The sequence below is a fragment of the Stappia sp. genome (assembly GCF_965276915.1).
Taxonomy (GTDB): domain Bacteria; phylum Pseudomonadota; class Alphaproteobacteria; order Rhizobiales; family Stappiaceae; genus Stappia.
In genome coordinates, this window is the sequence record NZ_OZ255709.1 from 3,454,051 (window position 1) to 3,472,087 (window position 18,037).

The 18,037-nt window shown below is 66.6% G+C and carries 11 protein-coding genes; 4 read left to right on the plus strand and 7 right to left on the minus strand.

The window, feature by feature from the left end:
- Positions 1–171: 171 nt before the first annotated feature.
- Entirely contained in the window at positions 172–1,785 is a 1,614-nt protein-coding gene (locus ACQY46_RS15970) for an EAL domain-containing protein (protein ID WP_428697008.1), read from the minus strand.
- A gap of 143 nt (positions 1,786–1,928) precedes the next feature.
- Here ACQY46_RS15970 and ACQY46_RS15975 point away from each other — a divergent pair, with 143 nt between their 5' ends.
- The 3 genes from ACQY46_RS15975 to ACQY46_RS15985 all read left to right on the plus strand — a co-directional run bounded on the left by ACQY46_RS15975 (position 1,929) and on the right by ACQY46_RS15985 (position 6,371).
- Complete coding sequence (locus tag ACQY46_RS15975) at positions 1,929–2,882, plus strand: sugar kinase (protein ID WP_428697009.1); 954 nt, start codon at positions 1,929–1,931, stop codon at positions 2,880–2,882.
- Between the two features lie 142 nt (positions 2,883–3,024).
- Entirely contained in the window at positions 3,025–4,230 is a 1,206-nt protein-coding gene (locus ACQY46_RS15980) for a hypothetical protein (protein WP_428697010.1), read from the plus strand.
- An 89-nt stretch (positions 4,231–4,319) separates the two neighbouring features.
- Entirely contained in the window at positions 4,320–6,371 is a 2,052-nt protein-coding gene (locus tag ACQY46_RS15985; protein WP_428697011.1) for a hypothetical protein, read from the plus strand.
- An 809-nt stretch (positions 6,372–7,180) separates the two neighbouring features.
- On the opposite strand, the gene ACQY46_RS15990 is transcribed toward ACQY46_RS15985, so the two are convergent.
- Complete coding sequence (locus ACQY46_RS15990) at positions 7,181–8,968, minus strand: ABC transporter ATP-binding protein (protein WP_428697012.1); 1,788 nt, start codon at positions 8,966–8,968, stop codon at positions 7,181–7,183.
- 79 nt (positions 8,969–9,047) lie between these two features.
- Positions 9,048–10,832 (minus strand): aspartate--tRNA ligase, encoded by a 1,785-nt coding sequence (aspS, locus tag ACQY46_RS15995; protein WP_428697013.1) that lies wholly within the window; start codon positions 10,830–10,832, stop codon positions 9,048–9,050.
- Between the two features lie 229 nt (positions 10,833–11,061).
- On the opposite strand from aspS, the gene rnd reads away from it, so the two are divergent.
- On the plus strand, positions 11,062–12,291 hold the full coding sequence (gene rnd / locus ACQY46_RS16000) for a ribonuclease D (protein WP_428697014.1): 1,230 nt from the start codon (positions 11,062–11,064) through the stop codon (positions 12,289–12,291).
- 99 nt (positions 12,292–12,390) lie between these two features.
- Here the strand turns inward: rnd and ACQY46_RS16005 are convergent, their stop codons facing one another.
- The 4 genes from ACQY46_RS16005 to ACQY46_RS16020 all read right to left on the minus strand — a co-directional run bounded on the left by ACQY46_RS16005 (position 12,391) and on the right by ACQY46_RS16020 (position 18,021).
- On the minus strand, positions 12,391–13,917 hold the full coding sequence (locus ACQY46_RS16005) for an exopolyphosphatase (protein ID WP_428697015.1): 1,527 nt from the start codon (positions 13,915–13,917) through the stop codon (positions 12,391–12,393).
- Complete coding sequence (locus tag ACQY46_RS16010) at positions 13,910–16,132, minus strand: RNA degradosome polyphosphate kinase (protein WP_428697016.1); 2,223 nt, start codon at positions 16,130–16,132, stop codon at positions 13,910–13,912. The genes ACQY46_RS16005 and ACQY46_RS16010 overlap by 8 nt, the downstream gene beginning before the upstream one ends.
- A gap of 109 nt (positions 16,133–16,241) precedes the next feature.
- Positions 16,242–16,925, minus strand: a complete 684-nt coding sequence (locus ACQY46_RS16015) for an HdaA/DnaA family protein (protein ID WP_428697017.1) — start codon at positions 16,923–16,925, stop codon at positions 16,242–16,244.
- The gene (locus ACQY46_RS16020) at positions 16,918–18,021 is read right to left on the minus strand and encodes an AI-2E family transporter (protein ID WP_428697018.1); all 1,104 of its coding nucleotides are present in this window, start codon (positions 18,019–18,021) and stop codon (positions 16,918–16,920) included. Before ACQY46_RS16020 ends, ACQY46_RS16015 begins: the two co-directional genes overlap by 8 nt.
- Positions 18,022–18,037: the final 16 nt, after the last annotated feature.

Sequence of the window (18,037 nt, forward strand, 5' to 3'; positions counted from 1 at the left end):
TTCTGTCCTTTGTCCGCGGACTGAGGACAGATAATCAGACAACCGGAATCTTTGTCAAACTCCGGCGTGCCCGGCTCAGCCCAATCGCGAAGGAGATGGAAGGGCAAGCGACCGGGCGACCTGAAGCGGAAGGGCGACGAAATCGATTGCCCCCGCCCTCTCCAGCCTCCCTCACGCCACCTTGGCGACGGCCTCGGCGCTCTCGTCCTCTTCGCCGGCGGCCTTGCCGCCGGAGAGCGCGGTGGCAAGGTCGATGAAGAGTTTCGCCGGCAGCGGCGGCGCGAAGATGTAGCCCTGCGCGGCGGAGACGCCAAGCTCGCGCAACCGCTCGATCTGCTCCATCGTCTCGACGCCCTCGGCGATGATGCCCATGCCCAGGTTGTCGGCAAGCTCCACCATCGTGTCGACGATGGTGGTGGAATTGTCGTCGGTGCCGAGGCTGTCGATGAACATCTTGTCGATCTTGATGATGTCGATGCCCAGCTTCTGCAGATAGGCGAAGCCGCCATGGCCGGTGCCCACGTCGTCGAGCGCGACGCGCACGCCCACGGCCTGCATCTCGGCGATGATCTTGCGCGCCGTGTCCATGTCCGACAGAGGCTGGCGCTCGGTCACTTCCATGACGATCTGCTGGAAGGCGATCTTGGAATCGCCGTAGATCTCGATGATGTCCTCGACGATCCGCCGGTCCTCGAAATGGCCGGCGAAGAGGTTGACCGAGAGCTTGAATTCCGGGTTCTGGAAATAGAGGTCGCCGACCTCGTCGCGCGTCTTGCGCATGATCTGGCGGGTCATCTCGAAGATGTGGCCGGAGGTCTCGGCGAAGGTCATGAAGGCGCCGGGCGAAATGACGGAGCCGTCCGGCCGGGCCCACCGCATCAGAACCTCGCAGCCGCGCAGGCGGCCGGTCTCGATGTCCATCACCGGCTGGTAATAGGGCACGAACTCGCCCCGGCGGATCGACTGGACGAACTCGTCCTCGGCCTCGCTCTCCGGCCGCCAGGAGAACCAGACGCTGACGGCGACGAAGAGAATGGCGAAGCCGACGGCGGCGATGGCCGTGACCACCTTGAGATCGCGCACCAGGTTGTCGGCGGCCGAGGCCGGCGCGGTGACGGTGGCGAGCATCGGGTATTTCGCCGAGGCGACCTCGACGACGAGCTCGCGCTCGCCGGAGCGCGAATCGAGCCGGCCGTACTCGCCCGAGCGCAGCCACACGACGCCGTCGCCGAGGCGCAGCTCGACATGGCGATGGGCGCGCAGGTATTCCGGGCCCGGATCGATGGAGATCGCCACCGGCGAGATTTCCGCAAGCAGCCGGCTGCCATTGCCGATCCGCCAGCTGACCAGGGCGACGCGGGTGCCCTCATAGGCGCGGTCGCGCATGCCGATGCCGACCAGCGGCGATTCGGACTGCAGCACGGGCAGCACCGGCTCGCCGCTGCTCGCCTCGTCCGGCACGTTGCACATCAGCACGCCGCTGGAATTGACGACGCCGATCATCTGCACGAAGGGCGCCTCGATCAGGCCGGCATGGAAGGCGGCGCGGTCGGCGGCCGAACAGGTGACGAAGCCGTTCTGGTGCAGGCCCTGGAGAACCTGGACGGCATCGCCGATGGCCTTCTCGGCGCGCAGCACATAGCGCTCCGCCACCGCCTTCATCTCGGTTTCGGCCTGTGTTACGGCATAGTTGTTGAGGATGTAATTGGCCGCGATCAGGGGCGCGATCGCCAGTCCGAGGGCGATCACGAGCGTTTTCAGGAAGCGGGTATAGCGATGCGGCACGCGATCATCCGGGATTGAACAGCCGTGCCACTATGCGCCGCTTTCGTAAATGACCCCTGAAGAGGGGCCGGACGCGGTGAAAATAATTCCGGACGCACGGCCACTTAGCCGCCTGCGTTGATCTTGCGCCAGAGGAGCCCCGCATGCAGGCATTGTTCATCGGCCAGGCCTATATCGACATCACCTTCCTGACCGACGCGCTGCCCACCGGCGACGACAAGACGATCGCCCGCGACTACGCCGTCAGTTTCGGCGGCAACGCGGTGACGGCGGCTTTTGCCTGCGCGAAACTGGGCATCGCCCCCGACCTCTTGTGCTCGCAGGCCGACGACTGGCTGGCGCGCATGTTCCTCGACATGGCGGCGAAATACGGCATCTCGGTGCATGGCCGCAAGGTGCGCGAATCGTCCCTCTCCTTCATCATGCCCAAGGGTGGCAAGCGCGCCATCGTGCGCTGCCGCGACAATGATTTCCTGCACCCCTTCCCGGTTCTCAATCTCGACGGCTGCCGGGCGCTGCACCTGGACGGGCACATGCCGGACGCCGCGCTCCATTATGCCCGCGCGGCACGCGAGGCCGGCATCCTGACCTCGCTCGACGGCGGCGCGGTGCGCGAGAACACGCAGGAGCTGCTGCGCTTCATCGACGTCGCCATCGTCTCCGCCCGCTTCTGCGAGCAGCTGGGGTCAAGCGTGGAGGAGACGCTCGACCTTTTGCGCGAAAGGGGCTGCCGGGTGGGCGGCGTGACGCTCGGCGACGAGGGCCTCGTCTGGTACGAGGATGGCGGTCCGACGAAGCACCTGCCCGCCCTCGACGTGCCGCGCGAGCGGATCATCGACACCAATGGCGCCGGCGACGTCTTTCACGGCGCCTATATCCACTCTTTCCTCGCCACCCCCAGACAGGACTGGCCCGCACAGGACTGGCCCGGACAGGACAGGCCCCGACAGGACTGGGAGGCGCATTTCCGCTTCGCCCGCGCGGCCTCGGCGCACGCGATCCAGCACCTTGGCAACGAGGCCAGCCTGCCGGGCCTTGAAATGGTCGCAAATGCCATGGCCGAATGGCCGGAAAAGCGTTTGGCATCCGCATCCTAGCCCGGCGCACGCAACCCTTTCGCTGCCCTGGTTTCCGCGGGACAATCTTCGCGCGCGGCTTGTCCTTGGGACATATTTGACGCATCGTAGCGCTCCGCAGGCAGGGAGCGGATAACAGCAAACGAAATTCGGAGACGTCTGCATGACCTATCTTCCCCTACGCCGCGTCCGCGCGCTCGCGCTGGCCAGCCCGTTCCTGCTCGCCGCGCCCCTTCTCTCCCCCTCGGCGCTCGCCTTCGATGCCTCCGGCAACCAGGTCGCCGACACCTTCATGGAGATCCTGGAGGCCGGCAACGCGACGATCTCCGGCTATGACGGGATCTCGGGCAGCGGCGGCGACGTCGTCATCACGGGCCTGCGCGCCAGCGTCGACGACAACGGCAAGACGTCCGACCTCTCCATCGCCGAGACCGCCATCGAGGGCGGCAGCGTCGATGCCGAGGGCAAGCTGTCGGCCGACGCCATGACGATGACGGACGTCGCCATCGACGACACGGACGGCAAGGACAAGGTGAACGCACGCGTTGCCCGCGTCGCCATCGTCAAGCCGGTGCTGCCCTCGGCCGCCAGCGTCAAGGCCAAGGCCACGACGGACGCCATCGCGCCGGGATATTCGAGCGCCGAGCTGACCGGCATCGTCGTCGAGACCGAGGACCAGGGCACGATCCCCATCGCGCGGGCCAGCGCCGTGGTCGACAGGATGGACGGCGACCTGCCCACCGCCGGCTCGCTGTCGCTGGAAGGCGTGGAGGTGAGCGCCGACGCCCTTGACGAGGACGAGCGCAAGACCCTCACCGACCTTGGCTACGACAAGGTCATGCTGAGCCTGCAGATGAAGATCGACTGGGATCCGGCAAGCGGCGCCCTCAACATCGAGAAGCTGACGCTCACCGGCGAAAACGCCGCCACGATCAACGCCACGCTGCGCGTCAACGGCCTGACCCGCGAGGTGGTTCAGCAGCTCGACGCGGCCCAGGACAATCCGGAAAAGGCGATGGGCCTGATGCAGGGCCTGCTCGTGGAGAGCCTGACGCTGCGCATCGACAACGGCTCGCTCGTCGACCGGCTCCTCGACAACCAGGCCAAGGAAGCCGGCGCCACGCGCGAGGAGTTCGTGCAGCAGCTGACCGGCGCCCTGCCCTTCATGCTGTCGATGATCAACAATCCCGGTTTCCAGAAGAAGGTCGCCGCCGCCGCGACCACCTTCCTCAACGATCCCAAGTCGCTCAGCGCGACGGCGATGCCGTCGGCGCCGGTGCCCTTCGCCCAGGTGCTGGGCACCGCGATGATGGCGCCGCAGACGCTGCCCGACATTCTCGGCGTGACCATCACCGCCAACGAGAACTGAGCAATCGCGGGAGGGCTCACGCCCTCCCGCTTCCGCATCAGGCTGATTGAAGCGCTTCACACATCCATTTCCAGCGACGGACACCGATCATGTCGAACACATTCTTGCGCGCGCCGGTCGCCGGCGCCTTCCTGCTTGCCGCGACGGCGCTCAGTGCCCCGGCCAGCGCCAACCCGGCCATCGAGACGACCGAGGCCTTCTTCGCCTGGGCCAAGGCGAACGGCGCGACGGTCGCCGAGTACGAGAGCCTGACCGAGACGGCGCCGTCCGATGCGATCCTGCGCGGGGCGAAGCTCGGCTGGGACTTCGCCTTTTCCTTCGGCAAGGTCGATATCGACATCGACATCCGCATCGACAGCCCGGAAACGCGGCTGATCGGCGTCCGCATGGAAGGGGACGGCGTCCATTTCGACCGGTACGAGCAACCGGGCGGACATGAGTTCTCGTTCAGCGGCGGCGCCACCGAAAACGGCCGGCGCACCCCTTTCGACATCACCGCAACGCAATACGATCTCGTCGCCGAAAACCTTTTCCAGCCCTTCCTGCGGGTCGAGGAGGACGCGGCACGGCCCGTTTCCCGCTTCGTGCCGGCCATCGTCGCCTCGCTCCGGGGACGCATGGACCGCATGTCCGTGCGTCTCATGGAGGGCAGGTCGAAACTCCCGGATGGCGGCAGTAGCACCGAACGCTACGAGAACTTCACCATCACCGGCGTCGCCAACGGCCGGATGGACGAACAGCGCATCGAAAAGACCGTTTCGGAGACGCTGTTCAAGCCTGCTCCGGGGTCGGACGGCCAGACCATGACGATGCGCCAGGAGGCTGGTCCGCAGGTCGTCACCGGCACCGACATCAAGCCGCTGCTGCGCCTGCTCGGCATGCTGCCCAAGGACCAGCTGACCGGCGACGCGATGATCGAGGCCATGAGCGTCGAGAACGTGGAAATCACCGTCGGCTCGTTCGGATCGGGCGCGATCCGGAGCATGGCCGCGGCCGGTTTCCGCATCGCGGCCGATAAGCCGGCCGTGGACCTGGCGGGTATCGGCGACAAAGCCATGCTCGGCACCTTGCCCACGAACGAGACGGGCCTTGCCGCAATCGGCCGCGAGGCGCTCGACGCGCTGGAAGCCCTGTCTCTCGACAGTTTCGATCTCGAGGCGCTGGCGGTGAGCAGCGAGGCGGTCAACGGCGCCATCGGCACTGTCACGGCCAGGAACGCATCCTATGGCGGGGTTGGCGAGTTCTCCATCAAGGATGCCTCGTTCAAGACCGCGGAGAACGACGGCGTCTTCGACCTTGCCGGTTTCACCATGAAGGACCTGCGCCTGGCGCGGCTCGCCTCCTATCTCGACTTCGGACTGGCTGCCGCCAAAAGCGAACCCTCGCTTGCCGAAATTCTCTCCATCGTGCCGACGCTCGGCCTGATCGAGATCAAGGGGCTCAAGGTTGCCTCGGACGACCTTCTGGCGCCGGTCTTGCTGGGTCGCTACCGGCTGGCGATGAGCGATTTCATCCAGCCGTTCCCGACCGCGATCGAAGGGCTCACCGAGAACGCCGTCTTCCCGGTCTCGCTGATCGAGGAGGACGAGGCGCGCGCCCTGTTCGAGGCGCTGGGTCTCGATATCGTGCGCTACTCCGACCGCATGCGGCTGCGCTGGGATCCGGACACCCAGGTGCTGAGCGCCGATCCGGTGTCCTTCAACATCGAGGGCGGCGGATCGATCGACATGGAGATGGAGATCGGCGGCATTCCGCGCATCGTCTTCGAAAGCCCGGAGCAGGCGCAGATGGCGATCGCCACGGCGACCGTCAACCGGGCGCGGATCACCGTGCGCGACGCCAAGCTCGTCTCCGCCTTCATCGCCCAGCAGGCGAAGGGCTCCGGCCTGTCGCCGGAAACGCTGGCTCTCGGCCTCGCCGACCAGGCGGCAGGCCAGATGGGTCCGGTGAAGGACACCCCCTTCGGCCAGAGCCTGCATGGCGCGCTGAAAGCGTTCCTGGTCTCGCCGGACGAACTGGTGCTGAGCGTGGAGCCTGCCAACCCCGTGCCGGCAATGCAGATCATGGGCGTGCTGGCAACCGCGCCGAACACGCTGCCGCAACTGCTCAACGCGACTGTGAGCGCCAATCCGGGCCGCTGAAGACGGGCTGGAGGGCTGCGCGCAGCCCTCCTCCAGCGCTCGACCGCCCCTGCCGCGACCAGCGGTACCGATCATACCGGGGTTGCCAATGGATCCCCGGTCAAGCCGGGGATGACGCCCGAGTGGGGGCAAGGCCGGCGTGCCCCCCGCCGGCCCCGCATTCAGGTCGGCCCCGCGTGCGGCGGCTGGCTCGTTGTCCTGCCCCACATTCAGGCTGCCCGCCCGCTCGCGGCCGGCTCGCCGTCGTTGCCCCATTCGGGCGCCCCAGCGCTCACGAGCGGCTCGCTGCCCTGTTCCCACCCTCGGGCCGTCACCCCGGGCAAGGCGAAGCCGCGAGATGCAAGTCTTGGGGGCCCATTCGTTTCCAGAGCGGTGGATGCGAGGGCGCGGAGGCTGCGTGCCGGCTTTGCCGCGACCAGCGGTGCCGATCACGCCTGCCGGGGTTGCCAATGGATCCCGGATCAAGTCCGGGATGACGTCTGAGAGGAGGCAAGGCCGGCGTGCCACCTTCGGCCGTCACCCCGGGCAAGCGAAGCGCGACCCGGGGCCCATTCGTTCCCAGAGCGGTGGATGCGAGGGCGCGGAGGCTGCGTGCCGGCTTTGCCGCGACCAGCGGTGCCGATCACGCCTGCCGGGGTTGCCAATGGATCCCGGATCAAGTCCGGGATGACGTCTGAGAGGAGGCAAGGCCGGCGTGCCACCTTCGGCCGTCACCCCGGGCAAGCGAAGCGCGACCCGGGGCCCATTCGTTCCCAGAGCGGGTGCGGCGGGAACACGGAAGGACAACCGCAGGGAGGGATGAAGCGCCCTCAGGCGTCGCTCGAACCGCTCTCGGCGAATTGCAGGTCGCAAAGCCGTTTGTAGAGCCCGCCATGGGCGAAAAGCTCTGTATGGGTGCCGCGCTCGATGGCCCGGCCCTGGTCCATCACGACGATCTGGTCCGCCTCGCGCACGGTCGCCAGGCGATGGGCGATGACGATCGTGGTGCGACCGCGCATGAGGTTGGCCAGCGCCGCCTGGATCTTTGCTTCCGATTCGGAATCGAGCGCCGAGGTCGCCTCGTCGAGCAGCAGCAGCGGCGCATCGCGCAGGATCGCGCGGGCGATCGCCACGCGCTGGCGCTGACCGCCGGACAGCCGCCCGCCGCCCTCCCCGACACGGGTCTCGTAGCCGTCCTCAAGGGCGAGGATGAAGTCATGCGCGTTGGCCTCGCGCGCCGCCTGGCGGATCTCCTCGTCGCTGGCCCCGGGCCGGCCGATGGAGATGTTGTCGCGCACCGAGATATCGAACAGGAACGTGTCCTGCGAGACCAGCGCGATGCGGCCGCGCAGGGCCGCCAGCGACCGGTCGCGGACATCCGCGTCGTCGATCAGGACGCGCCCCGAGGTCGGATCGTAGAAGCGCTCGATCAGCGCGAAGACGGTTGACTTGCCCGCCCCCGACGGGCCGACCAGTGCCGTCACCTCGCCCGCGCGGGCGGTAAAATCGAGACCGTCGAGCGCCGGCACCTCGCCATAGTGGAAGGTGACGTCCTCAAACCGCACGGTCCCTTCGGTGACGGTCTCGTCGCCGGACGCCGGAACCTCGTCGCTTTCGCCCGGCACCCTGTCGAGGATGTCGTACATCAGGCGGATGCCGACCATGTGGGCGGAAAGATTGACATTGAGGCGCGCCAGCCGCCGCGAGGGATCGTAGGCCAGCAACAGGGCCGTGATGAAGGCGAAGAAGGCGCCGGGATCGCCGCCGCGCTCTATGACGCTGTACCCGCCATAGAGGATGACCAGCGCGATCGCCGCGCCGCCGAGCGTCTCCATCACCGGCGAGGTGCGCGCCGACAGGCGCGTGATCTTGTTGGCGCGCAGCTCGACATCGGCGACGGCGGCATCCATTTCGGCGCGCAGCCGGTTCTCGACGGCGAAGGCCTTGACGACACGGATGCCGGAAATCGTCTCCTGGGCGATAGACAGGATGCGGGTCAGCGAAACGAACTGCGTCTTGGCGACCCGGCGCACCCGCCGCACCAGCCCGGCGATGATGATGATCGCCGGCGGCATGATCACCAGCGCGATCAGGCTCATCAGGGGATCCTGGGCGATCATCACCGCAACAAGGGCGATCACCGTCAGAAGATCGCGCCCCAGCGCCGTGACGACGAGTTCGAGCGCGGCCCGCGCGGCCGTGGCGTTATGCGACAGGCGCGTGCCCAGATCGCCAATGCCCGAGGTTTCGAAGAAACCGACATCCTGGCGGGTGATGGCGTGAAACAGGCGCGACTGGGTGCGGGCGACGATTGCATTGCCGATCTGTCCGAGCACCACCTGCTGGCCGTAGGTGGCCGCGCCCTTCAAGGTGAAGACGAACAGGACGAAGGCGGCGATGAGCACCACCATGGTCGCGTTGCGCTCCAGGAACACCCCGTTGATCACGTCCTTCATGATCCAGGCGCTGGCCGCTGTGCAGGCCGCGACGAGCCCCATGAAAACGAAGGCGAGCGCGTAGCGCCAGACATAGTCGCGGGCGTTTTCCTGCACCAGGCGGCGGATCAGGAAGGGCGCCCCTTCCGGGTCGGCAAACAGGGAGGACCAGATGCGTTTCAATGCGTCGGCCTTGTCCGTTGATGCGCGGCGGCCGCCCCCGGGGCCGCGCTGTGCCTTGAGGAGGCTGGCGCCGTCGGCGTCAGCCCTTTTCCGGGAGGTTGAGACGGATGTGAAGCTCGCGCAACTGCTTCGGATAGACGTCGGACGGTGCGCCCATCAGGAGGTCCTGGGCCTGCTGGTTCATCGGGAACAGGCTGACGTCGCGCACGTTCTTCGCACCGACGAGCAGCATGACGATGCGGTCGACGCCGGCCGCCATGCCGCCATGCGGCGGGGCGCCGTACTGGAAGGCCCGGTAAAGACCGCCGAAGCGCTCCTCCACATCCGCCTTGGTGAGGCCGACCGTCTCGAACGCCTTGACCATCAGGTCCGGCGACTGGTTACGGATCGAGCCGGAGGCGATCTCGTAGCCGTTGCACACGAGGTCGTACTGGAAGGCCTTGATGTCGAGCGGATCCATGGTCTGAAGCGCCTCGAGACCGCCCTGCGGCATGGAGAAGGGATTGTGGGCGAACTCGACCTTCTTCTCCTCCTCGTCCCACTCGAAGAACGGGAAGTCGACGATCCAGGCGAGCGCGAAACGGTCGCGGTCGACAAGGTCGAGCTCCTCCGCCGCCCTGGTGCGGGCCTTGCCGGCGAAATCGGCGAACTTCTTCGGGTCGCCCGCGACGAAGAACGCGGCATCGCCCGCCTTCAGCCCGAGCTGGGTGCGGATCGCCTCGGTGCGCTCCGGCCCGATGTTCTTGGCAAGCGGCCCGGCGCCCTCGATGGCACCGGCCTCCTCGCGCCAGAAAATGTAGCCGAGGCCCGGCTGGCCCTCGCCCTGCGCCCAGGAGTTCATCCGGTCGCAGAAGGCGCGGCTGCCGCCTGTCGCGGCGGGAATGGCCCACACGGCGTTCTTCTCGTCTTCCAGCAGGCGCGCGAAGATCTTGAAGCCCGACCCGGCAAAGTGGGCCCCGACGTCCTGCATCTCGATGGGGTTGCGCAGGTCCGGCTTGTCGGAGCCGTATTTGGCGATTGCATCGGCATAGGGAATGCGCGGGAAGACCTCGGTGACCGCCTTCCCCTTGGCGAATTCCTCGAAGATGCCGCGCATCACCGGTTCCATCGTCGAGAACACGTCGTCCTGCTCGACGAAGCTCATCTCGACGTCGAGCTGGTAGAACTCGCCCGGCAGGCGGTCGGCGCGCGGATCCTCGTCGCGGAAACACGGTGCGATCTGGAAATAGCGGTCGAAGCCCGACATCATCAGGAGCTGCTTGAACTGCTGCGGCGCCTGCGGCAGCGCGTAGAACTTGCCCGGATGCAGCCGCGAGGGCACCAGGAAGTCGCGCGCGCCCTCCGGCGAGGAGGCGGTCAGGATCGGCGTCTGGAACTCGGTGAAGCCGGTCTCGCCCATGCGCTGGCGCAGCGACGAGATGATCTTCGTGCGCGTCATGATGTTGGCGTGCAGCGTCTCGCGGCGCAGGTCGAGGAAGCGGTAGGTCAGGCGGATGTCTTCGGGATAGTCCGGCTCGTTGAAGACCGGCAGCGGCAGTTCGCGCGCCGCGCCCAGGACCTCGATGTCGCGGATAAAGAGCTCGATCGCGCCGGTCGGCAGCGCCTGGTTGATCGTCTCGTCGGTGCGCTTCTTCACCTCGCCGTCGATGCGCAGGCACCATTCGGCGCGCACCGTCTCGGCCAGCTTGAAGGCGGGCGAATCGGGATCGACCACGCATTGCGTCATGCCGTAATGGTCGCGCAGGTCGATGAACAGCAGGCCGCCATGATCGCGCACGCGGTGCACCCAGCCCGACAGGCGCGCCGTTGCGCCGACATGGGTTTCGCGCAGTTCCCCGCACGTGTGACTGCGATAACGGTGCATTTCGTCCTCGATGACCCGAAGTTTGAAGAAAGCCGAAAGGCCTGCGGCATGGCAGAAGTCCGGGCCGAAGACCGGCGCCGACGCGCGCCGTGCACAAACAACGGCACGACGACAAAGTCAAGGCAGAGCGCCCGTTCGGGCCCGTTCCGGGCCCTTGTGCGCAAGGTGCCCCTTCAAGGCGATTTCGTGGCGACAAGCGGGCAGGCTTGGGATATATCTCGCGGTCGACATGCATATCGTAACAAGCACAAAAGACCTAGCCGACGTATGTCGGCGTCTCGCCCAACATGATTTCGTCGCGGTCGACACCGAGTTCCTGCGCGAAACCACCTTCTGGCCAAAACTCTGCGTCATTCAGTTGGCCAGTGTCGAGGAAGCCGTGATCGTCGATCCGCTCGCCGACGAGCTGGATCTCGGTCCGTTCTTCGACCTGATGCGCGACGAAAGCGTCGTCAAGGTGTTCCACGCCGCGCGTCAGGACATCGAGATCGTCTACCATCTCGGCGGCTTCATCCCCCACCCGGTGTTCGACACCCAGGTGGCGGCGATGGTCTGCGGCTTCGGCGATTCGATCTCGTACGACCAGCTCGTCCACCGCATCACGGCGGAGCGGATCGACAAGTCGTCGCGCTTCACCGACTGGGCGCGGCGGCCCCTCTCCGACAAGCAGCTCGACTACGCGCTCGCCGACGTCACCCATCTGCGGGAGGTGTATCACTTCCTCAAGGCCAATCTTGCCGAACAGGGCCGCAGCCACTGGGTGGGCGACGAGATGGAGATCCTGACCTCCGAGAGCACCTACAGGAGCGATCCGGAGAACGCCTGGAAACGGCTCAAGCTCAGGGTCCGCAAGCCCATCGAGTTCGCCGTGCTGCAGGAAGTGGCCGCCTGGCGCGAACGCGAGGCGCATGAACGCGACGTGCCGCGCAACCGCATCATCAAGGACGACGCGATCTACGAGGTCGCCGCCCAGCAGCCGACCAACACCCAGGCGCTCGCCGCGCTGCGCACCATTCCGCGCGGCTTCGAGCGCTCGCGCACGGCCGAGGACATCCTCGGCGCGGTCAAGCGGGCGCTGGCGATCCCCAAGGACGAGCTGCCGCAGGTTCCCAAGGGCCGCTCCGCGCCGGACGGGTCCGCCGCCGCCGTCGATCTTCTCAAGGTGTTGCTCAAGCTGATCAGCGAGGCCAACGGCGTCGCCTCCAAGGTGATCGCGACGATGGAAGACCTGGAAAAGATCGCGGCCAGCGACGAGGCCGACGTCGCCGCCCTGAAGGGCTGGCGCCGGGAACTCTTCGGCGAGGCCGCCCTGAAGCTGAAGCGCGGCGAGATCGCCCTTGCCTTCAACGGCAAGCGAATCGTCTCCGTCGAGCAGGACGAGCCGGTCGTCGCCCCCAAGGCCGAGCCCTCGAAACGCCGTCGCAACCGGCAAAAGACGGAAAAGGCGGCCGCGGAATAACACCGCGGCCACACGCCCCGGCGTGAAAGCCTCAGGAACGTGAAAGCCTCAGGAACGTGGAAGCCTCAGGAACTTGGAGGCTTCAGGGGCGTGGAAACTTCAGGGGCGGGTCTCGACCCGCGCCTTGAGCCCGAGCAGCCGCGCGAATTGCGTCAGCCGCTTGTTCAGCCGCTCGCCGGCAAGGGCGCAAAGCTCCCCCTCCAGCGTCATCACGACTTCACCCTCGTCGACGGCCACCTGCACCTGCGGCAGGATGCCGGCAACCGAGGCGCTGAGCACGGAGGCGACCCGGAGCGCGCCGCCCAGGACGCGCGCGCGGTCCTTGAGGCGGGTGTGGGCGAGCTCGCGGATGCGCGGTCCGAGCGCATCCTCGACCAGCCCCTGGTGCCGGTAGAAGACGGAAAGCGCCAGATAGGCGCGGCCCGGATGGTCGATCCCGACAAAGCCGGCATTGGAAATGATGTTGAGGCTCTGCTCGCCGCGATAATCGGGATGCGCCCGCCAGCCGATATCCGACAACAGGCAGCCGGCGGCGCGCAGGCGGCGTTCGTATTCCGTCTCGTCAATGCCGACGGCGGGAAACAGCTTGTCCGTCCAGATGATCAGCTCCTCGCCATAGGCGGGCGAGCGCGAGCGCAGGACCGAAAGTTCGCGGGCCGCCTCGACCAGCGGGTCCTGGCGGCGTGTTTCCTCCGGCAGCAGGTCGTAGAGCAGCCCCTCGCGCAGGCCGAGGGCCGACATCACCACTTTCGAGGCCTTGGACCGGCGCAGCACCTTCTCCATCACCACCGCGCCGAAAGGCAGCAACTGGCGACGGGCCCGCGAGACGACCTCGATCATGTCGAGGCTGTCGGGGTCGCGGCGCGCGACGAGCTGGCAGAACTCGATCGCCTCCTCGGCCGGGATCGCATAGTCGTGCATGACATGCAGCGGATAGCCGTTCTGGTGCAGATGCAGCCGGGCAAGCGAGCGCCACGTCCCGCCAACCGCGTAGAAGGGCTTGCCGGAGCCGATCGGCAGCCAGTCGACATTGTCGAGCGCCTGTTCGGCGATCTTCTGCGCCTTCGCGGTCTTGCCGTCAGCCTCCTCCTGCAGGCGAATGCCGCCGAGCGGCAGGGTCTGGCCGCGTCCGATCACGTCATGCTTCAGCTCTACCAGTTCGAGGCTGCCGCCCCCCAGGTCCCCGACAATGCCGTCGGGACGCCAGATGCCGGAGACGATGCCGAGCGCCGCCAGGCGCGCCTCGTCGCGCCCCGAAAGCAGGCGCACCGGCGTCCGGCAGATCGCCTCCACCGCATCGAGAAACTGCTGGCCATTGTCCGCATCGCGGGTCGCGGCCGTGGCCAGGATATGCAGGTAGCCGACGCCGATCTGGTCGCACAGCCGGCGGAAGCGGACCAGCGCCCGCTCCGCCTGCTCCGTCGCGGCATCCGAGAGGCGGCCGGTCGCCCCGACCCCGCGCCCCAACCCGGCAAGCACCTTTTCGTTGAACAGGACCGTCGGCGTCCGGGCGTGGCGTTCATAGACCACAAGGCGGATCGAATTCGATCCGATATCGATCACCGCGACCGGCCCGCTCCCGTTGAGCCGGCCGCGCACGATCGCATGATGGGCATCGTCAGCCACGCTTCCTCGGCTCCGCGAAGGGTTTCGGGCTGTGGCTGCGCAGCGACTTGCCACGCCCCGACAGCGACGGATTTGTCATGAAATACTGGTGCGCGTTAAACGGCTTCTCGCCGCGCGACAGATGCACCCGCTCATGCCCGCCATCGGGCAGAAGCCGCCAGCTCTGCTGGTTGTCCTTGAAATTGGCGACCATGATCTGATCGAGAACCTGTTCGTGCACGGTCGGGGTCAACAGCGGCGCGAGCGTTTCCACCCGTCGGTCGATGTTGCGCGGCATCAGGTCCGCCGAGCCGATATAGACGACCGCATTGGGCGAGGGAAGCCCATGACCGTTGCCGAAGCAGAAGATGCGGCTGTGCTCCAGGAAACGGCCGACGATCGACTTGGCCCGGATGTTTTCCGACAGTCCCGGGATCCCCGGCCGCAGGCAGCAGATGCCGCGGATCACAAGATCGATCTGCACGCCCGCCTGGCTGGCCTTGTAGAGGGCGTCGATGATCTCGGGATCGACAAGCGAGTTCATCTTCATCCAGATCTGTGCCGGCCGGCCGGCCCTGGCGTGTTCCGCCTCGGCCGAGATCATCGCCATGAAGTCGCGTCGCAGCGTCACCGGCGAGACCATCATGTTCTTCAGCTCCACCGGCTCGGCATAGCCGGTGATGAAGTTGAAGATCTTGGCGACCTCCTGCCCGATGCGCGGATCGGCGGTGAAATAGGAAAGGTCGGTGTAGATGCGCGCCGTGATCGGATGGTAGTTGCCGGTACCGATATGGCAGTAGGTGCGTAATTCGCCATGCTCGCGGCGAACCACCATGGAGAGCTTGGCGTGGGTCTTCAGCTCCAGGAAGCCGAAGACGACCTGCACGCCGGCGCGCTCGAGATCGCGCGACCAGCGGATGTTCGCCTCCTCGTCGAATCGCGCCTTCAGCTCGACCAGCGCCGTCACCGACTTGCCGGCCTCCGCCGCCTCGACCAGGGCCTTGACGATCGGCGAGTTGTTCGAGGTGCGGTAAAGCGTCTGCTTGATCGCCACCACGTCCGGGTCCTGGGCCGCCTGGCGCAGGTACTGGACCACCACGTCGAAGGACTCGTACGGGTGGTGAACGATGATGTCCTTCTGCTGGATCGCCGCGAAACAGTCGCCGCCATGCTCGCGGATGCGCTCGGGAAAGCGCGGCGTGTAGGGCTCGAACTTGAGCTCGTCGCGGTCGATGGAGACCAGTTGCGACAGGTTGTTGAGGGCAAGAAGCCCGTCAACCATGAACACCTCCTCCGCCGACGCGCCGAGGGCCTCGGCCACGAACTCGCGCAGGGACGCAGGAGTCGATTCCTCGATCTCCAAACGGATCACCGAGCCGCGCCGGCGGCGCTTCAGCGCGCTTTCGAAAAGCCGCACCAGGTCCTCCGCTTCCTCCTCGATCTCCAGATCGGAATCGCGGATGACGCGGAAGGCACCCTTGCCCCGGATCTCGTAGCCCGGGAACAGCCGGGTAATGAACAGGCCGAGGGCGTTCTCGATGGTGATGTAGCGGTCCGTTCCCTCGCTGTCGGCGGCCGGAAGGCGCACGAACCGGTCGATCTGGGCGGGAATGCGCAGCAAGGCCGTCATGCCCCGGCCGCCCTTTTCCGGCGCCAGTTCGAGCACGAGCGAAAAACCCAGATTGGCGATGAACGGGAACGGGTGGGCCGGGTCGATGGCCAGCGGCGTCAGCACCGGGAAGATGTGGGCGAGGAAATAGTCTTCCAGCCACTGCAGGTCCTGTGCCGACAGGTTCGTCCCGTCGATGATCGAGATGCGGTCGCCGGCCAGAAGCTTGCGCATCTCGCGCCAGACGCTTTGCTGTTCGTTCTGCAGGGCCAGGATCGCCGCCGAGATCCGCTCCAGCTGCTCGTTCGGCGTCAGTCCGTCGATCGAACGGGCCGACATGCCCTCGCGCTGCTGGGCGCGCAGGCCGGCGACGCGGACCATGAAGAACTCGTCGAGATTGTTGGCGGAAATCGAGAGGAAACGCAGGCGCTCGAGCAGCGGATGCGACGCGTTTTCAGCCTCCTCCAGCACCCGGCGGTTGAACTGAAGCCAGGAAAGTTCCCGGTTGATGAACCGGCTGGGATGATCCGACAGCGCCTCGGCGGCGTCGGAGACGCCGGTCCTTTTCGCTGTTTCCGGCGCTTCAACCGCTTCCGCATCCTTCGGGTTTGCGCCTGTCTCGTTCATGCCTGCCTCCTGCGAGCCGGCCATGGCCGGCTATCCGATTGTCACTGTCGGGCGCGACTGTATCGGATTGTTTTGACGGATTTGCATCACTCGCCACCCGTCCGCATCCTTACCCGGCTGATGCCAGAACCTTTGCCGCCATCGGCCGGGTGATCCTGCGTGCCGCCGACAGCGACGCCTGGTCGAGTTGCTCGACCAGGATCTGCGCGGCGGCGACGGAGCGCTCCATGCGCACCACCAGAAACTCTACCACGGCCGGATCGATGTCGATCTGGCGATCGGCGAAAAGCTTGACCAGGACCCGGCGCAACAGATCGTCGTCCGGCTCCAGGATCTCCACCGGCGTCGCCGCCCGCAGCCGCGAGGCGAGATCCGGCAGCCGCAGTCCCCAGGACTGGGGCCAGCTGCGCGAGGTGATCAGGAGGCTCGCGCCGCTGTCGCGCGCGGCATTGAACAGGTGGAACAGCGCCGTCTCGTCGAACCCGGCATGGGCATCCTCGATCGCCACCGCACGATTTGCCGCCAGCGCCGTGACGTCCTCGCCGCGCAGCGTGCCGGCCGACAGGATCGGAGCGCCGCTGACACCCTGCCAGACATGGGCGAGATGCGTCTTGCCCGAGCCGACCGGGCCGGCGATCACCGCCGTTTGCGAGGGCCAGGCCGGCCAGCTCCCGACCAGCGAGAAGGCGGCCCGGTTGGACGCGCCGAGGAGGAAGTCGTCGTGCCCGAACGCGACCTCGTGCGGCAGCACAAGCGGCAGCTGTTCCCCCCCGTGGCGGCGAATGTCAGCCATCGCGCCCCTCGCCGCCGTCGATATCGGCGTCCCTGCCGGCCCTGCCGTAGTAGAGCGAGCTTGCCATGTACTGGGAGAGCGCAAAACGGATGAGCACGCCGATCATCGCCGAGGCCGGAACCGCGATCAGCATGCCCACGAAACCGAACATGTAGCCGAAGGCGAAGAGCGCGAACATCAGCCAGACCGGATGCAGGCCGATATTGCTGCCCACCAGTTTGGGCTGCAGCACGTTGCCCTCCAGGAACTGGCCGGTGACGAAGATCGCCAGCACGACCGCGATCATCGGCCAGTCGGGCCAGAACTGCACCAGCGCGACGCCCAGCGAGACGACGAGGCCGAGCGTCGCGCCGACATAGGGGATGAAGCTGACGAGCCCCGCGCCGATGCCGATCAGGAGGCCGAAATTGAGGCCGGCCATGGCAAGGCCGATGGCATAGAACGCACCGAGGATGAAACAGACGCTGACCTGGCCGCGCACGAAGCCGGCAACGGCCCCGTCCATCTCCCGGGCAAGCTTGCGGACGGTCTCGCGATGCTGGCGCGGCAGCCAGCTGTCGATGCGCTCGACCATTCGGTCCCAGTCGAGCAGCAGGTAGAAGGCGACAACCGGCGTGACGACGAAGAGCGAGACCAGCGACAAAAGCGCCTGCCCCCCGTTCCAGACCGACTTGAGCAGGCCCGCGACCCAACCGGCCCCCTCGCCCAACAGACCGCCGACATTCGCCTTGATGTCGCCGCCACCGATGCCGATCATTTCAAAGAGGCGACTGCCGAGCGCGTCGCTCATCAGTTGCTGCAGAGAATTCACCAGACCCGGCAGCGCCTTGAGGAAGGCCGCCAGCTGGGTGCCGAGGATCGGCAGCAGCAGGAGCAGGATCAGCACGAAACAGATGACGAAGAGCACCAGGATGAGGATCGTTGCGCCAAGCCTGGGCAGGCCGAAGGTCTCCAGCCTGTCGGCGACCGGATCGAGCAGGTAGGCAAGCGCCATGCCGGCGACGAAAGGCAGCAGGATGGGGCTGAAAAGATAGACGAACCCTGCGAACAGCGCGAAGGAGGCGAGCCAGAAATAGATTTGCCGCTGCAGCGTCACGAAAAGTTTCCCTTGC